Below are 15718 nucleotides of genomic sequence, written 5' to 3'. Positions count from 1 at the left end.
TATGACTATTCTCGTCACCGGCGGAGCCGGTTACATCGGTTCTCACACCTTGGTTGAGCTTGCCTCTGCCGGGTTTGATTTTGTTGTGTTGGACAACTTATGCAACTCATCTTCTGTGTCGTTGCAGCGTGTGCAGGCCATTACCGGTAAGCCGGTTGAGTTTGTGCAAGGCGATATTCGTGATGCCGACCTGTTACAGCAGGTGCTTGCTCGTTATCCAATAACTGCGGTGGTGCATTTTGCCGGGTTAAAAGCCGTAGGCGAAAGTGTGGCGCAGCCGTTGCGCTATTACGATAACAACGTGCACGGTAGCCAGGTGTTGTTGCAGGCAATGGCGGATGCGGGTGTGTTTAGCATTGTGTTCAGCTCGTCGGCTACGGTGTATGGCGACCCGGCTGAAATGCCAATTTCAGAGCAGTGCCCGGTTGACCGTCCAACGAATCCCTATGGTCGGTCGAAGTTGATGGTGGAAGATATTCTGCGAGATTTGGCGTTGTCAGACCCCCGCTGGCGTGTGGCGATCTTGCGTTATTTTAACCCGGTGGGCGCGCATGAAAGTGGCACCATAGGGGAAGACCCGAACGGTATTCCGAATAACCTGTTGCCGTTTATTACCCAGGTGGCGGTTGGTAAGTTGCCGCAGTTGTCTGTATTTGGCGGTGATTATCCCACGCACGATGGTACGGGCATTCGGGACTATATTCATGTTGTTGATTTAGCCCTAGGGCATGTCGCTGCATTACGGTATTTGCAGAAACATAGCGGTGTGCATACATGGAATTTAGGAACCGGGCAGGGTTATTCCGTGCTGGATATGGTTAAGGCTTTTGAAGCCGCAAGTGGAGTATCTGTGCCATATAAACTGGTTGATCGTCGTACCGGTGATATTGCGGTGTGTTATGCCAACCCGTCTAAGGCGTTGGCCGAATTAGGCTGGCAGGCACAGTTGGGTTTAGAGCGAATGATGGCTGATGCGTGGCTTTGGCAGAAAAATAATCCGGACGGGTATAAGGGGGGGGGGGGCAATGCTCGTTGAGCGCGGTAATGTTGAATGGCCACTTCATGGAGCGGGAGGTTTATGAAGGATATTATTATTTGTTAAGACGGAACTTGGCAGTCGTATAATCGGGTGCTTCTACTTATATTGAGTTTGGCTGAGGGGCTTGCCCCGCAAGGTGTTGCCGGCCATAGGCTGGGGGGTTTTACTATTGGGGCGTGGGTACTGAGGGGGATAGGGTATCCCGCATTTTTAACGAGACTCAAAAGTAGAAATTAGGCTGCAGGCATTTAAACCCGCTTTGGCGGGTTTTGTATTTTCAGCACCTTAATAAATACAGGATTTTGACAAAAAATTTATGGTTTATCTTGGTTTAGAAAACCCCAAAGATGCCGGTAATGTTGGCTCGGTTTTACGGGCGCTGGGATGCTATCAGGCCGATGGTATCTTCTACACTGGCAGTCGTTATGACCGCGCAGTAAAGCACAGCCCCGATACCCGCAATGTGGCGCAGATTGCGCATGTAGATAGTCTGCTCATGGCTAAAGACAGGCTGCCTGAGCATACCAGCCTGATTTGTGTTGAGCTGGTTATCGGGGCAACATCACTGCCTGATTTTAAGCATCCCGAACATGCCCTTTATGTGTTTGGTCCCGAAGATGGCAGTATTTCGCAGGATATTGTCAGAGCTGCCGATGAGGTGGTTTATATCCCTACGGTGGGTTGTATGAATCTGGCGGCAACGGTAAATGTTGTGCTGTATGACCGTCTGGCAAAGCTTGGGCCTGTTAAGGGAATTAAATCTGGGGATGAGCTGATAAAAAGCAGTCGGGACAACCGCAACAGGTTGCGGCTGTAGCAGTAGCTTATAGCCGCGTCAGGGGGGGCGCATAATGGTAACAGACCCGCTGTTGGCAGGTAATCTCGGTCATAGAACGCTCCTGCCGTTAATAGCAACGGAGGCGCCTCTGTTGTTCCGGGCATCCGGTATGTCGTTTATGCCAGCCTGCTCTGTGCCGCGAACGTCTGCAGGCGTGTTAATATTGCGGCATACCGGAACGAAATTTATGAGGATACAGGTGTGATTCAGAATTTACTGGATGCTTTTTATACAGTTAAACCAGACGCCTCTATCGCGGCGCAGCGGGTTGCTTTTGGCACATCCGGGCACCGTGGTTCTGCACTGAAAAGCACCTTTAACGAGTGGCATATCCTTAGCATTGCTCAGGCCGTGGCCGATTATCGTACGCAGGCCAATATCAGCGGGCCACTGTTCCTGGGTCAGGATACGCATGTTCTGTCGCAGCCTGCCTGGGAAACGGCTTTGCAGGTACTGGCCGCGAATAATATTGATGTACGTATTGCTGCAGGCAGTGAGGTTACAGCAACGCCCCTGGTTAGCCGTGCCATTCTCCGTTTTAATGCCTCTGAGCCGGCAGGATTCGCTGATGGCATTATTATTACGCCATCGCATAATCCGCCGGAAGACGGTGGAATTAAGTACAACACCCCGAACGGAGGCCCTGCAGAGAGCGATGTTACGGGCTGGATTGAATGTCGGGCGAATGAGTACTTGCAGAATGCTTGTGTTGATGTGAAACGTATTCCGCTTGATGACGCTTTGCGGCAGGCGCAGGAATATGATTATGTAGGACGTTATATTGCCGGGCTTGAGCAGGTTATTAATCTTGAGGCTATTCGTACATCGGGCTTGAAATTGGGTGCCGATCCTATGGGGGGAACGGCCTTGCCGGTATGGCAAGCCCTGGCAAAGGGAAATGGCCTGAACATTAAAGTAGTTAACGAAATTCTGGATCCGGCTTTTGCTTTTATGCCACCCGATCATGACGGTCGTATCCGTATGGATTGCTCCAGTACAGCTGCAATGGCAAACCTACTGACAATCCGTGATCGGTTTGATATTGCCTTTGGAAATGATCCGGATGCTGATCGTCATGGTATTGTAGATTCAGCCGGTCTGATGAATCCGAACCATTTTTTATGTGTGTGTGTTGATTATTTATTAACTCACCGTCCGCAATGGTCAGCAACTTTGAAAATCGGTAAAACCCTCGTTACCAGTTCGATGATGGACCGTATCGTTCAGGCTAATGGCCGTGACTTGTACGAGGTACCGGTAGGATTTAAATGGTTTGTATCGGGACTGTTTAATGGTGAGCTGGCTTTTGGTGGTGAGGAGAGTGCAGGTGCCAGTTTTTTAACGCTGGATGGCAAGCCCTGGTCTACCGATAAGGACGGTATTTTACTCTGTCTGCTTGCCGTTGAAATTATGGCGGTTACGGGTTTAAAGCCATCGGAATATTACGCAAAACTGGTGCAGCAACATGGCAACCCTGTTTACCGCCGTATTGACGCACCAGCAACACCGGATCAAAAAGCAGCCTTTAAGAAGCTGACGGCGGCTAGTATTACTGCTTCACAGTTAGCAGGTTACGATATTATTGCAGTACATACCGAAGCACCAGGCAATGGTGCTTCTATTGGTGGTATTAAAGTGAGTACAGCGCAGGGATGGTTTGCTGCGCGTCCAAGTGGCACTGAAGATATTTACAAAATTTATGCTGAGAGTTTTGTCGATGGTAAACATCTGCAACAGCTTATCGATGAAGCACAAAGCTTGCTGAGTCGTGTGCTTTAAGTGTGTTCAGTGTAGCGAGGACTTTCACTCATTTGTTGATTATTTGGTATGATGGACTTTCAGGGACGATTATCTATATCGATATTTTTAAAATCAGGTAAAGCATAAGCGAGTGGTATAACTCAGCGAGCCCCAAAGCCTGTCAGCATAGTTTTTATAGTTTTAAAAATAATATCGATATCCAGCCATATGCTTAGATTTTTCACGTAGTAAAAGTCGTGAGCTAATTTTTCTCTTGTTTCATCTTCATCAGCGGCATAGCCATGTGTCACCTGAGCCCAGCCTGTAATCCCGGGACGAACTATGTGTCGGAAATTATATAGAGGTATAACTTGTTCAAATTGTTTAACGAATGCTGCTTGCTCGGGTCTTGGTCCAATAAGGGACATGTCTCCCTTAATTATGTTGAGGAATTGAGGTAATTCGTCAATTCTCATCTTTCGGATAAAGCGTCCGATTCGTGTGATACGGGGATCGTTCTCACCGGCAAACTTTGCCCCATCTGCTTCGGAATCCAAACGCATACTGCGAATTTTATACATATTAAACTCGCGACCGCCTTTTCCGATTCGCCTTTGAATAAAAAAAGCGGGTCCGGGGGATTCCAGTTTTACCATTGCAGCAACGAGGAAAATCAGAGGAAGAATGAATGGAGTACTGACCAGAATAAGGATAGATTCCAGCAGTCTTTTCATACCTAAATGGAGCTGTGATGGTAAAATATCGTGGGTGGCCAGTTCCCCATAGTGGTCCAGTGGGCTTTTTCCGGTAATTGCTTCATAGGCCGTGACAGAATCTGTAACGGGCATATCGCGTGATAGCTGCTCGGCGATAAAGTGTTGCCACTCAGCGGGCAGTTGTTCATTGCTGTCTGCAATAATGCCATTTATATCATCGTATGGCATGACTGGCTCAGATAAAATAACGAACTTTGTAGGGTTGCAATTGGTCAGCTTTTCATAGAATCCGAATGGGATAACTGCGTATCGTCCTTGGTGTGTATGTTGAAGAAGTCTGAATTTAATGTATGTTACCGCAGGTACCAGTATGCACATTATTAATAATGCACTGCGGGAATAGTCCAAACGCAAAAAGATGATAACGGTAATTACTATCAGCAATGTTGACGCTACTATCGGGAATAAATAGGAAAGTGGCCTGTTGCCAGGGAATCGTCCCAGATTATGAAGAAAAATATCTGAAAGAATATAAGCTATAAGGCATGCGATCAGTGTATTCAAAGATGCCTTATTTGACATCATATCAACGCCATTGATCAGAAGAATTATATAGGCAGTAAGAGACAATACTAGCAAGCTTGCTGTTAAAGACATAACAGACTTAAAAATGCTTACGCTTTTCTTGGAGGGTGTATTCAGTGAGCTGTCAATGGAGTGTCCTTTTACCATTATATCCTCTATTTGACAGCTTATCTTGAAATTGGCTCCCCGAGTTGGACTTGAACCAACGACCAATAGATTAACAGTCTACTGCTCTACCGACTGAGCTATCGGGGAACATCAGCAAGTGCGCGCATTATGCTTATGCAGATTTTCTCTGTCAAGCATCTGTTTGATTTTGTTGGCTTTTAATTTTTAGCGGTGAATTGTGAGAAGGCTGATTGCAGGGCGATTAACAACCTAGGAGATGCTTTATCTGTCATAAATTTAAGGTATTCTTGGCGATCAGATTTCGCTTTAGTGCAATGGAGCTCGTATGAACCAGCAATACCCCGCTAATTCTGCGGTTACGACCCCTGTCGTCGGCCCGGACGATGAAATTAATTTGACGGACCTGTTCCGTAATATCTGGCGTCAGCGGGGACTGGTGATCGGAGTTGCCTTGTTCGTGGGATTGGCTGTTGTGGCATTCCATTTTTCCAAGGCGTCTTTTTCTGTATCGCAGCAGGTTGAATACCCCATTGCACTGACTTTCCTGAGTGACGGTAAATATCCGAACGGAACGGTATTCAGCCCCCGTGATGTTATCGCCCCGGCAGTGATCAACGCACTTGCTGCGCAGGGTAAGATTTCAGCATCGGCTGATACATTAGTGAATGCTCTTAATGTTTCTTATTCAAATTCACTTTATCAGGCAAGCGAAGACAAGCTGAATGCGTTATTGGCTAACGCCAAAACACCGCAGGAAATACGTGCTGCTGCCGATACGGCTTTGACTGAACTGCACGATAAGTCCCATGGGTTCCTTACCCTCAGTCTGAATCTTCAGAGGTCAGGGCTTACTGCGACGCAAGGTGCAGAGGTGCTGGCTGATGTGGTGGATACCTGGGCACAGCTGTCGATTGAACGCGGCCTAACGAATGTCGACATTGACCGGCCTTTGGTTGCTTTCAGTACGGCTGAAGGCATGAATCTGATCGACGTCTACGATGGTGCTACCACCTATCTGGAGGCGCTGCGTTCCGCAGTAGGTAAGTTGTCCAAAATGCCTGGTTCCGGCAGCATGGTTGTCGATGGGCGCACTCTGGATGATGTACGCCGCCAGTTGGTGATGCTGGAGGGTAGTGATATCGGCCCTTTGCGTGAGTTTGCCTATTCAAATTCTTCTGAATTGGCTGCGAAAGATCCGGCAATCATGGTACGTCTGTTTTCCCGTCAGCGTTTGTTGCGTCTGGAGCATGAGCGATTAACGAAGTTAGTTGCTTCCTACGATTCCGCACTGAATCAGCTGTCGAGCACCAGCACTCAGGACCTGAATAAAACCGCTGGCAGTAATGAATCTTCCGGGGCGCAGTTTGACCAGTCATTTTTAGACTCCCTGCTGGTGTTGGGTAATAAGCTGGGTGGTGTAGAGATGCGTCAGGATTTATTCAAGCGCCGTACAGCTGCGACCGAAGAGTTGCTGGAGCTTGAGAAAGAGATTGCGATTCTGGCGGGATCTGATGACAAGACCTATGGCAACCTGGATTCACAGTCAATTTTAAAGGCTGCTTTGGAAGGCGTTGAGACCAATCTGAACACGATTCAGCAGCAGCTCGATCATTTTATCGGAGCTTATCGCGAGCAGACATTGCAAAGTGGCGGACAATTGTTTGTGGCAGATGCTGCGCCGGTTGTGCGTGGTGGAAGTTTTCAGATGGGGCGGAAAATGGGGCTGCATCTGGCGCTGGGAATTATTCTGGGCGGAATGCTTGGGGTTATGCTGGCATTGATCCGGGCGGCTATGCTGTCTTCACGCGTAAAGGGTTAAGGCTGCACATCCTCAGGTGATGGATACAAAAAAGCCCGGCAATCTTGCCGGGCTTTTTTGTGCCTGTTATCTGAAGGTCAGTCCTTCGCAATCCGGCTGAAGGTTGCCCCTTTCTGATCGCGATACTTGGCATTTTCACGCTTGTTATAAGGGCGCAGCGCCGGGCTTGAAAGCATCTCAAACGACATGGCGCAGATCACCATACCCGGACGTAGTGCCAGTGGCAGCTTGCCGTTGTTGTAGAACTCCAGCACGATCTGCCCCTGCCAGCCCGGATCAATACGCCCGGCAGTCACATGCACCATCAGGCCCAGGCGGGCGAGGGAGCTGCGGCCATCCAGCCAGCCGACCAGATCTTCGGGTACGCAGACCGATTCCAGTGTCGCGCCCAGCACCAGTTCGCCCGGGTGAATAAACAAAGCGTCATCGGCTTCAATCTCGATCTCTTTACTCATAATGCGGTTGATATCGCGTTCAAGCTGAATGCGGTCACCGGACAGATCGAGGTGGGTCACTGAGTTGTTGTTGAATACGCGGAAGCGGTGGTCGAGGCGCAGATCTACGCTGATGCCGGCAATGGCATCGCAGGCTGGCTGTGGATTGATAACAATGCTGCCATCGGCAATGCGCTGTTCAATATCGCCGTCGCTGAGTCGCATGCTGTGCTTCCTGTTGAGTGAAAAAGAGGGCGCAGTTTACCTGAAAAGCGCAGCAGCGCGAAGCGGGCGAAATGTTCAGCCCTTGAGGTCGGTAATATCAATCTGATAGCGGGTTTTACCTTTTTCTTTATCGACCAGGCGTACCAGCTGATAGCCGCGATCGATGGCAAACCAGGCAAAGACTTCGCGGCCTTTTTTCTGACGTATCTGTTCAACCTTGATGGTTTTCAGCTTACCTATCCGGGTACTCAGCTGCTCTTCGCCGATAATTCTGAACTGGAAATCTTTAACTCGTTTTTTCTCAAATACGGGGTAGCTCAGCTCATGATTGTTGGCTCGGTTCTCAGGGCTGCCTGTGTCTTTTCTGAGGGTAGAAAGATCGAGACTGGCCTGCAGCATATAGGTTAGGTTGTCATGAACCTCGTTTTTCCATGCCTTCGGATAGTCTTTGTTGTTTTCCAGGTCTTTGATCAGCTTCAGTTGTGGGGAAAATAACAGCGTGCGGTCAGCCTCGTTAAACAAGCCGGTGGCACGGTAGCGATATTCCAGCGGTTTTATCTGGCCGTCATCAAAGCTGAATTCGGATGTTTCTTTCAGTGCGGCGGCGCTGGTTTCTGCTTCAAACGTTAACAGCCAGTGGCCACTGGGGAGTTGGCGTAAGTTGCGTTCGGCTTCTACATCAATGCTGAACCAGCCGAGTTTCCACTCTGTTTTATAGCGTGCAGAAAAAGGCTTAAGGGTTGTGACTTCACGATGGCTGGCAGCAGATTTTTCTTTGTCAGCAGTCTCTTCTGCGGCTGTTGCAAAGGAAAAAGTGGGGCAGGTGATCAGGGCGAAGGCCAGCAGGCGGGAAAGCAAAAAGGAAGTCATAAAGGTCAGCCAAGTCCATTTGGCCAACAGTATATCGGAGCAAAATCAGGACGTCAGTTGCAATCCGGTGGCGGGAATCACATTTCCATCCAGACGGGCATTGTTGCCGACCATGGTCAGGCGGCCTTCAACAAACCATTTAACCGCAATCGGATAAATCACGTGTTCCTGAATTTGTACGCGTTTCTGCAGGCTGGCGGCATCGTCGCCGTCGTATACCGGCACCACGGCCTGAATCACGTTAGGTCCGCCATCCAGTTCTTCGGTCACAAAATGCACCGTCACACCATGCTCACTCTCGCCATCATCAAGGGCGCGCTGATGGGTATGCAGGCCCTGATATTTCGGCAGTAATGACGGGTGAATATTCAGCATGCGGCCATGATAATGAGCGACAAAATCCGGCGTCAGAATGCGCATAAATCCGGCCAGCACCACCAGATCGGGAGCGTGCTCGTCGATTTCTGCCATCAGTGCACGGTCGAAGTCTTCACGGCTGCTGAATTCTTTGTGATCCAGTACGGAGGTCGGCAGATCGCGGTCGCGGGCTTTCTGCAGGCCCGCGGCTTCCGGACGGTTACAGATAACCGCAGCGATTTCGGCTTCCATACTGCCACTTTTAATGGCATCGGCAATGGCAACCATATTGCTGCCACTGCCGGAGATCAGAATCACGATACGCGGTACGGCAGGCTTATCGTGGGTGCTGCTGTCGTTCATAGACTGCGGTTACCGGTAAATTCAACCTGTTCGTCAGCCTCACCTTTGGCCTGAACTTCACCAATCAGCCATGCCTGTTCGCCTTCGGCGTTGAGCAGGGCGATAGCGGCATCGGCTTTTTCTTCCGGCAGCGCGACAATCATGCCGACACCACAGTTAAAGGTGCGAAACATTTCTGCGGTTGCCACTTTGCCGTTGCTCTGCAGCCATTCAAAAACCGCAGGCCATTTCCAGCTGTTGGTATCGATAACGGCTTTGCAGTCGTCAGGCAGTACGCGCGGAATGTTTTCCTGGAAACCGCCGCCGGTGACGTGGCACATAGCGTGTACGTCAGAGGCGTTAATCAGCTTCAGTGCGGATTTTACATAAATACGGGTTGGCGCCATCAGCGCATCAGCAACCGGCTGGCCATCCAGATCGGCACTCAGGTCTGCACCGGATACTTCGATAATCTTACGGATCAGCGAGTAACCATTGGAGTGCGGGCCGCTGGACGCCATAGCGATCAGCTTGTCGCCGGCTTTTACTTTGGAGCCGTCGATGATGTCGTCTTTCTCAACGATACCTACGCAGAAACCGGCCAGATCGTAGTCTTCGCCTTCGTACATGCCCGGCATTTCGGCGGTTTCGCCACCGACCAGAGAGGCACCGGCCTGCTCACAGCCATCACCGATACCGCTGACAACTGCGGCGGCTACGTCCACGTTCAGTTTGCCGGTGGCGTAGTAGTCGAGGAAAAACAGCGGCTCAGCGCCGGCAACCACCAGATCGTTCACACACATGGCCACCAGATCGATACCGATGGTGTCGTGCTTTTTCAGATCCATTGCCAGGCGCAGCTTGGTGCCTACACCGTCAGTGCCGGATACCAGAACCGGTTGGCGGTAGCCCTGTGGCAGTTCGAACAGGGCGCCGAAACCACCCAATCCGGCCATCACTTCCGGGCGGCGGGTACGTTTGGCAACGCCTTTGATGCGTTCGACCAATGCATTTCCGGCGTCGATATCGACACCAGCGTCTTTGTAGCTCAGGGATTGTTGTTCACTCATGCCGTCGTCACTGGGTGGCCCATAGAAAGGCGCGTATTCTAACGATTTGTGCGCCGTCCTGCATCATGGAAATGAGCAAATCTGAGAGTGGTCGAAAGCTGTCTGCATGGTCAGATTTTTGCGCAGATGTTGTGAGTAAAGACGGCGGGAGGCGCATTCTTATTTTGCGGCCTGCGGCACAATTTCGGTCATGATAGTGGTTATGTTGAACATTCGTGGCACAATACCGCCCGATTTAAATCTTTAGCTGTAAGGAACCTGTCTGTGCGTGCAGCCAGTCTGATTTTATTGTTGTTTCTAAGCCTTGGCAGTCATGCGGTGACCGTCTCTGACCTGTATCAGGTACGTGTGCCGGTTGCCGATCAGTCGCAGGACAGCCGCCAGAGCGGTATTCAGGATGCACTGCAGCAGGTGCTGGTGAAGGTCTCCGGCCAGACGGCCAGTGTGCAGAATGAGACAGTACAGGCTGCGGCGGCCAATGCTGACCGTTACGTAAAAAGTTTTCGCTACAGCCGTGACGAAGCCGACGACAGTCTGCTGCTTGAAGTTTTATTTGCCCAGAACCTGATTGATTCCCTGTTAAAAGACGCGCAGCAGCCGGTGTGGGGTAAAAGCCGTCCGCTGGTATTGCTGTGGCAGGGGGTTGAAGATGAATTACAGCGCAAGGCGCTGAATCAGAACAGCGGCGCCTGGCGTGCACGGCTTGAGCGCGCCATGAGTGAGCGCGGAATTCCGCTGTTATGGCCAGCGCAGGATCTGGAAGACGAACTGGTGTTGCCGGTGGAGCGCCTGTGGGGCCTGTTTAAAGATGACGTGCAGAAAGCCTCCGCCCGTTATGCCGCCGATGCGTTTATGGCCGGGCGTTTGTCTCCGGGGCTCGATAATGGCTGGCTTTATCAGGGCTTTATTCAGCATAAGGGTGACTGGCTCGACCTGCAGGCCGAAGGTGAGGATGTGAATGCGGTGTTGCTGCAGGTGGCCGATCAGGTGGCCGGTTTTCTGTCCGCACGTTATGCCCTGCGTAGTGATGGTATTGCCAGTGGTCATCAGCTGATGATTCAGGGCGTGCAGAATTTCCGCCAGTATCACGATGTGATCAGTTATCTGAACGCCAATGTGGCGGTGAATTCGGTACGTGTGCTGGCGGTTAATCAGCAGGATTTAACACTGGAGCTGGATCTGGCGGCTGATTGGGCGCAGGTCTGGAGCACTCTGGCCCTGGATAAGCGCCTGCTCGCCACGGAGCAGGAGCAGGTTTTTAGCTGGCAGCCGTAAATGCAGATCATGGATCATCATCAACAACTGACCCTGTCGGTCGCGGTGCGCGATGATGCGCGCTTTGCTAACTATTACGCCGGCCCGAACGAGCAGATCGTGCAATCGCTGCAGCAGCAGTGGACGGTACATGGCGAGCCTTACCTGTATTTGTGGGGCGCACCGGGCGTTGGCTGCAGTCATCTGCTGCAGGCTTCCTGTCATTATGCTGAAGGGCTGGGACATCAAAGCGTCTATCTGCCGCTGGACGAACTGGTGGAATACAGTCCGGCGGTTCTGGATGCGATGGAGCAGTTACCGCTGGTTGCGCTGGATAATATTCAGGCCGTTGCCGGTCGCCCGGATTGGGAAGAGGGGCTGTTTCATTTGTTTAACCGAATCCGCGACCGTCAGGGGCACTTACTGATTGCCGCCAGTCAGGCGCCGGGTCATATCGGTGTGCAGCTGCCCGATCTGTCATCCCGTCTCAGCTGGGGCATGGTGTATCAGGTCGAGCCGCTGGAAGATAACGATAAAGTACTGGCGCTGTTGCTGCGTGCCAAGCGCCGTGGTCTGAATATGAGTGATGAAGTGGCGCGCTTTATTCTGACCCGTGGTCCGCGTGATATGCAGGGCCTGTTTGATTTGCTGGAAACCCTCGATCAGGCCTCTTTGTCGGCCCAGCGTAAGCTGACCATTCCTTTTATTAAGGCGGAAATGGGCTGGTAAGCTTTTTTTCTCGTTCCTACGCTCCGCGTGGGAATGCAACTGTGCCAGTAAGGGCTCCTACGCAGAACGTGGGAGCCAGGTGAGCAGCAGGCATAAAAAAACCGCCTGCTGGCGGTTTTTTTATGTGCGTGAACCGTGCCGTAAAAGCACTCAGCTGAGTGCTTTTTTGATGCGGCTCAGGGCATCTTCCAGAGTTTTCATGCTGGTCGCGAATGACAGGCGCATATAACCCGGTGAGCCGAAGGCAGAACCCGGAACCAGCGCGACACCGGCTTCCAGCAACAGTTTTTCGGCAAAGTCGACATCGTTATCGATACCGGCTTTATCCATCGCGCCTTTGACATTCGGGAAGGCGTAGAAAGCGCCGTCGGCCGGGATGCAGCTGAAGCCCGGAATCTCGTTCAGGGTTTTCACCACGTAGTCGTGACGCTCTTTAAACGCTTCAACCATTGGCAGAACGCAATCGCGGCCGCCATTCAGTGCCGCTTCTGCCGCTACCTGGGAAATAGAAGTCGGGTTAGAGGTGCTCTGCGACTGTACCTTCTTCATCGCGCCAATCAGCTTGGCCGGACCAGCGGCATAGCCGATACGCCAGCCGGTCATGCTGTACGCCTTGGATACACCGTTCAGTACGATGGTGCGGTCATACAGTTCCGGGCAGACGGTGAGAATGTTTTCGAAGGCAAAATCCGCCCACCAGATGTACTCGTACATATCATCGGTAGCGATCATGATCTGCGGATGCTTTTTCAGAACGGCGCCCAGGGCCTTCAGTTCGTCGGCGGTATAAGCCACACCAGACGGGTTGGACGGGCTGTTCAGCACCACCAGTTTGGTTTTATCGGTGATGGACGCTTCCAGCTGCTCGGCGGTGATTTTAAAGCGGGTGCTTTCATCGGTTTCGATAACCACCGGCACGCCACCGGCAATCACGACCATATCCGGGTAAGAAACCCAGTATGGCGCCGGAATCACAACTTCATCGCCCGGATTGATGTAGGCCAGAGCTAGGTTAAAGAAGCTCTGTTTGCCGCCGCAGGACACCAAGATCTGGTTGGCTTCGTAGCTCAGGCCATTATCGTTCTGCAGCTTGTTAATAATCGCTTTCTTCAGACCCGGAGTACCGTCCACCGCGGTGTATTTGGTAAAACCGTTGTTAATAGCCTCAACCGCCGCCTGCTTGATATGCTCGGGGGTATCGAAATCCGGCTCACCGGCACCCAGGCCAATAATGTCTTTGCCTGCAGCCTTGAGTTCGGCAGCACGGTTAGTCACGGCCAGTGTTGGGGAGGGCTTGATCTGTTGAACGCGATCAGACAATTGCAGATCCAAAATGTGTATCCTCAATAACGCGATGGTCGGCGGCAGAAACGGGCGTAAAGCGCCAAGTCCTGCCGGTAAAAAAAACCGTATAATGCTACTTGATTTAACCTATAACTGGAATCCTGATGAGCAAGGCATTTGAGCTTTCTGCCAAATATTCTCCCGCCGGTGATCAGCCGGAAGCCATCCGCCAGCTGGTCGGTGGTGTAAATGCCGGTCTGCTGAAGCAAACCCTGCTGGGTGTGACCGGTTCAGGCAAGACCTACACCATGGCCAATGTAATCGCTCAGTGTCAGCGCCCGGCCATTATCATGGCGCATAATAAGACCCTGGCGGCTCAGCTGTACGGTGAGTTTAAAGAGTTTTTCCCCAATAACGCGGTTGAGTATTTCGTTTCTTACTACGACTACTACCAGCCGGAAGCCTATGTGCCATCGTCCGACACCTTTATCGATAAGGATGCTTCGGTTAACGAGCACATTGAGCAGATGCGGCTGTCAGCAACCAAAGCGCTGATGGAGCGCCGTGATGCGGTGATTGTGGCCACCGTATCGGCGATTTATGGTCTGGGTGATCCGGACTCCTATCTGAAAATGATGCTGCACATTGTGCGTGGTGACCGCATTGATCAGCGCACCGTGCTGCGTCGTCTGGCTGAGCTGCAATACACCCGTAACGATATGGATTTTCATCGCGGTACTTACCGGGTGCGTGGTGATGTGATTGATATCTTCCCGGCGGAAAGCGACGACGAAGCGGTACGTGTTGAACTGTTCGACGATGAAGTTGAGCAGATCAGCAGTTTTGACCCGCTGACCGGTGAGGTGCTGAACCGTCTGGCGCGGGTAACTATTTATCCGAAAACCCACTATGTGACCCCCCGCCAGCGCATCCTTGATGCGGTTGAAGGTATTAAGGTCGAGCTGGAAGAACGCCTGCAGTATTACCGCGATAATAATCTGCTGGTGGAAGCGCAGCGGCTGGAACAGCGTACCCGTTATGATATCGAGATGATGCAGGAGCTGGGTTATTGCTCCGGTATCGAAAACTACTCGCGCTATTTATCCGGACGTGAAGAGGGCGCGCCACCGCCAACGCTGTTTGATTATATTCCCGATGATGCGCTGGTGTTTGTCGACGAATCCCATGTGACGATTCCGCAGATCGGCGGTATGTACCGCGGTGACCGCTCGCGTAAAGAAACCCTGGTGCAGTTTGGTTTCCGTCTGCCGTCGGCGCTGGATAACCGGCCGATGCGCTTTGAAGAATGGGAAGCCATTGTGCCGCAGTGCATTTTTGTTTCGGCGACGCCGGGTAATTATGAAAAAGAACATCAGGATGCCGTGGTTGAGCAGGTGGTGCGTCCGACCGGTCTGATTGACCCTGAAATTGAAGTGCGTCCGGCCACCGGCCAGGTGGACGATGTGCTGCATGAATTGCGCGAGCGCGTCGCCAACGGCGAGCGGATTCTGATTACCGTGCTGACCAAACGCATGGCCGAAGACCTGACCGAGTTTTTGCTGGAGCAGGGTATCCGGGTGCGTTATCTGCACTCTGATATTGATACGGTTGAGCGGGTGGAAATTATCCGCGACCTGCGTCTGGGCGAGTTTGACGTGTTGGTGGGTATTAACTTATTGCGTGAAGGTCTGGATATTCCGGAAGTGTCGCTGGTGGCGATTTTCGACGCCGATAAAGAAGGCTTCCTGCGTTCTGAACGCTCGCTGATTCAGACCATCGGCCGGGCTGCGCGTAACCTCAATGGTAAAGCGATTCTCTACGCTGACCGCATGACCGATTCGATGCAGAAAGCCATCGATGAAACCGACCGCCGCCGTGAAAAACAGGTGGCTTTCAATACCGAGCATGGCATTACTCCGGTTGGGGTGACCAAGTCGGTGGAAGACATTCTCGAAGCGGCGCCACCGCCGGGTAAAAAAGGCAAAGGCAAAACCCGTGGGCGTAAAGTGGCTGAAGATCAGGCCGGTTATGCGGCGGATGACTGGCAGGCATTGTCTGCCGCTGAGCTGGTTAAGCGCGTGGCTAAAGTCGAAGATCAGATGTTTAAGGCCGCGAAGGATCTTAATTTTGAAGAAGCGGCGCGTCTGCGTGACTTATTGCATCAGATGAAAAATAAGGTGATCGAGAACAGCTGAGGCTGTTCTTGTTTCACTGGCGCAGTCTGATAAAAAGCCACGTACAGAACTGAAGCAAAGTGCAGAAACGAAAAAACCGGCCAGAGGCCGGT

At 51.7% G+C, this 15718-nt stretch carries 13 protein-coding genes and 1 tRNA gene; 7 read left to right on the top strand and 7 right to left on the bottom strand.

Translation table 11 applies throughout. The annotated features are described in order from the left end of the window. Position 1 precedes the first annotated feature (1 nt). The 3 genes from galE (at position 2) to pgm (ending at position 3656) form a co-directional block, all read left to right on the top strand. Entirely contained in the window at positions 2–1036 is a 1035-nt protein-coding gene (gene galE, locus MT343_RS12080) for a UDP-glucose 4-epimerase GalE (protein ID WP_145470264.1), read from the top strand. Positions 1037–1355: 319 nt separating this feature from the next. Continuing rightward, a complete protein-coding gene (locus MT343_RS12075) occupies positions 1356–1856 on the top strand; it encodes an RNA methyltransferase (protein WP_145470266.1) in 501 nt (166 codons plus the stop codon). 204 nt (positions 1857–2060) lie between these two features. Then, entirely contained in the window at positions 2061–3656 is a 1596-nt protein-coding gene (pgm, locus tag MT343_RS12070; protein WP_255449059.1) for a phosphoglucomutase (alpha-D-glucose-1,6-bisphosphate-dependent), read from the top strand. A gap of 122 nt (positions 3657–3778) precedes the next feature. On the opposite strand, the gene MT343_RS12065 is transcribed toward pgm, so the two are convergent. Next, positions 3779–5065, bottom strand: a complete 1287-nt coding sequence (locus tag MT343_RS12065) for a sugar transferase (protein WP_145470268.1) — start codon at positions 5063–5065, stop codon at positions 3779–3781. 32 nt (positions 5066–5097) lie between these two features. Continuing rightward, positions 5098–5173 (bottom strand) — tRNA-Asn (locus MT343_RS12060). Positions 5174–5372: 199 nt separating this feature from the next. Between MT343_RS12060 and MT343_RS12055 the strand changes: the two genes are divergently transcribed. After that, on the top strand, positions 5373–6866 hold the full coding sequence (locus MT343_RS12055) for a hypothetical protein (protein ID WP_145470270.1): 1494 nt from the start codon (positions 5373–5375) through the stop codon (positions 6864–6866). 77 nt (positions 6867–6943) lie between these two features. Here the strand turns inward: MT343_RS12055 and dcd are convergent, their stop codons facing one another. From dcd to purM, 4 genes are all read right to left on the bottom strand, one after another. Beyond that, positions 6944–7525, bottom strand: a complete 582-nt coding sequence (dcd, locus tag MT343_RS12050; protein WP_145470271.1) for a dCTP deaminase — start codon at positions 7523–7525, stop codon at positions 6944–6946. A 75-nt stretch (positions 7526–7600) separates the two neighbouring features. Next, positions 7601–8422: a DUF3108 domain-containing protein gene (locus MT343_RS12045; protein WP_145470273.1), complete on the bottom strand. Its 822-nt coding sequence runs from the start codon at positions 8420–8422 to the stop codon at positions 7601–7603. 18 nt (positions 8423–8440) lie between these two features. Continuing rightward, positions 8441–9115, bottom strand: a complete 675-nt coding sequence (purN, locus tag MT343_RS12040; protein ID WP_145470274.1) for a phosphoribosylglycinamide formyltransferase — start codon at positions 9113–9115, stop codon at positions 8441–8443. Then, a complete protein-coding gene (gene purM, locus MT343_RS12035) occupies positions 9112–10164 on the bottom strand; it encodes a phosphoribosylformylglycinamidine cyclo-ligase (protein WP_145470276.1) in 1053 nt (350 codons plus the stop codon). The genes purN and purM overlap by 4 nt, the downstream gene beginning before the upstream one ends. 264 nt (positions 10165–10428) lie before the next feature. Between purM and MT343_RS12030 the strand changes: the two genes are divergently transcribed. Together MT343_RS12030 and hda are read left to right on the top strand one after the other, a co-directional pair. After that, complete coding sequence (locus tag MT343_RS12030; RefSeq protein WP_186436003.1) at positions 10429–11439, top strand: DUF2066 domain-containing protein; 1011 nt, start codon at positions 10429–10431, stop codon at positions 11437–11439. After that, positions 11440–12147, top strand: coding sequence for a DnaA regulatory inactivator Hda (gene hda, locus MT343_RS12025; protein WP_145470279.1), 708 nt, complete (start codon positions 11440–11442; stop codon positions 12145–12147). It abuts the gene before it with no gap. 150 nt (positions 12148–12297) lie between these two features. Here hda and MT343_RS12020 read toward each other — a convergent pair whose 3' ends face one another. Then, entirely contained in the window at positions 12298–13482 is a 1185-nt protein-coding gene (locus tag MT343_RS12020) for a pyridoxal phosphate-dependent aminotransferase (RefSeq protein WP_304650350.1), read from the bottom strand. 113 nt (positions 13483–13595) lie between these two features. Between MT343_RS12020 and uvrB the strand changes: the two genes are divergently transcribed. Beyond that, positions 13596–15626, top strand: coding sequence for an excinuclease ABC subunit UvrB (gene uvrB, locus MT343_RS12015; RefSeq protein WP_145470281.1), 2031 nt, complete (start codon positions 13596–13598; stop codon positions 15624–15626). Positions 15627–15718: the final 92 nt, after the last annotated feature.

It is taken from the genome of Venatorbacter sp. C2-1 (assembly GCF_022832715.1).
GTDB classification, from domain to species: domain Bacteria; phylum Pseudomonadota; class Gammaproteobacteria; order Pseudomonadales; family Oceanobacteraceae; genus Venatoribacter; species Venatoribacter alkanivorans.
The sequence above is the reverse complement of the archived record's forward strand: the minus strand, read 5'-3'. Positions and strand labels throughout refer to the sequence as shown.

Coding starts and splice junctions, on each gene's coding strand:
- purM (WP_145470276.1), bottom strand. CDS start 10,164: ATGAGTGAACAACAATCCCTGAGCTACAAAGACGCTGGTGTCGATATC.
- MT343_RS12075 (WP_145470266.1), top strand. CDS start 1,356: ATGGTTTATCTTGGTTTAGAAAACCCCAAAGATGCCGGTAATGTTGGC.
- galE (WP_145470264.1), top strand. CDS start 2: ATGACTATTCTCGTCACCGGCGGAGCCGGTTACATCGGTTCTCACACC.
- uvrB (WP_145470281.1), top strand. CDS start 13,596: ATGAGCAAGGCATTTGAGCTTTCTGCCAAATATTCTCCCGCCGGTGAT.
- hda (WP_145470279.1), top strand. CDS start 11,440: ATGCAGATCATGGATCATCATCAACAACTGACCCTGTCGGTCGCGGTG.
- purN (WP_145470274.1), bottom strand. CDS start 9,115: ATGAACGACAGCAGCACCCACGATAAGCCTGCCGTACCGCGTATCGTG.
- MT343_RS12055 (WP_145470270.1), top strand. CDS start 5,373: ATGAACCAGCAATACCCCGCTAATTCTGCGGTTACGACCCCTGTCGTC.
- MT343_RS12065 (WP_145470268.1), bottom strand. CDS start 5,065: ATGGTAAAAGGACACTCCATTGACAGCTCACTGAATACACCCTCCAAG.
- dcd (WP_145470271.1), bottom strand. CDS start 7,525: ATGCGACTCAGCGACGGCGATATTGAACAGCGCATTGCCGATGGCAGC.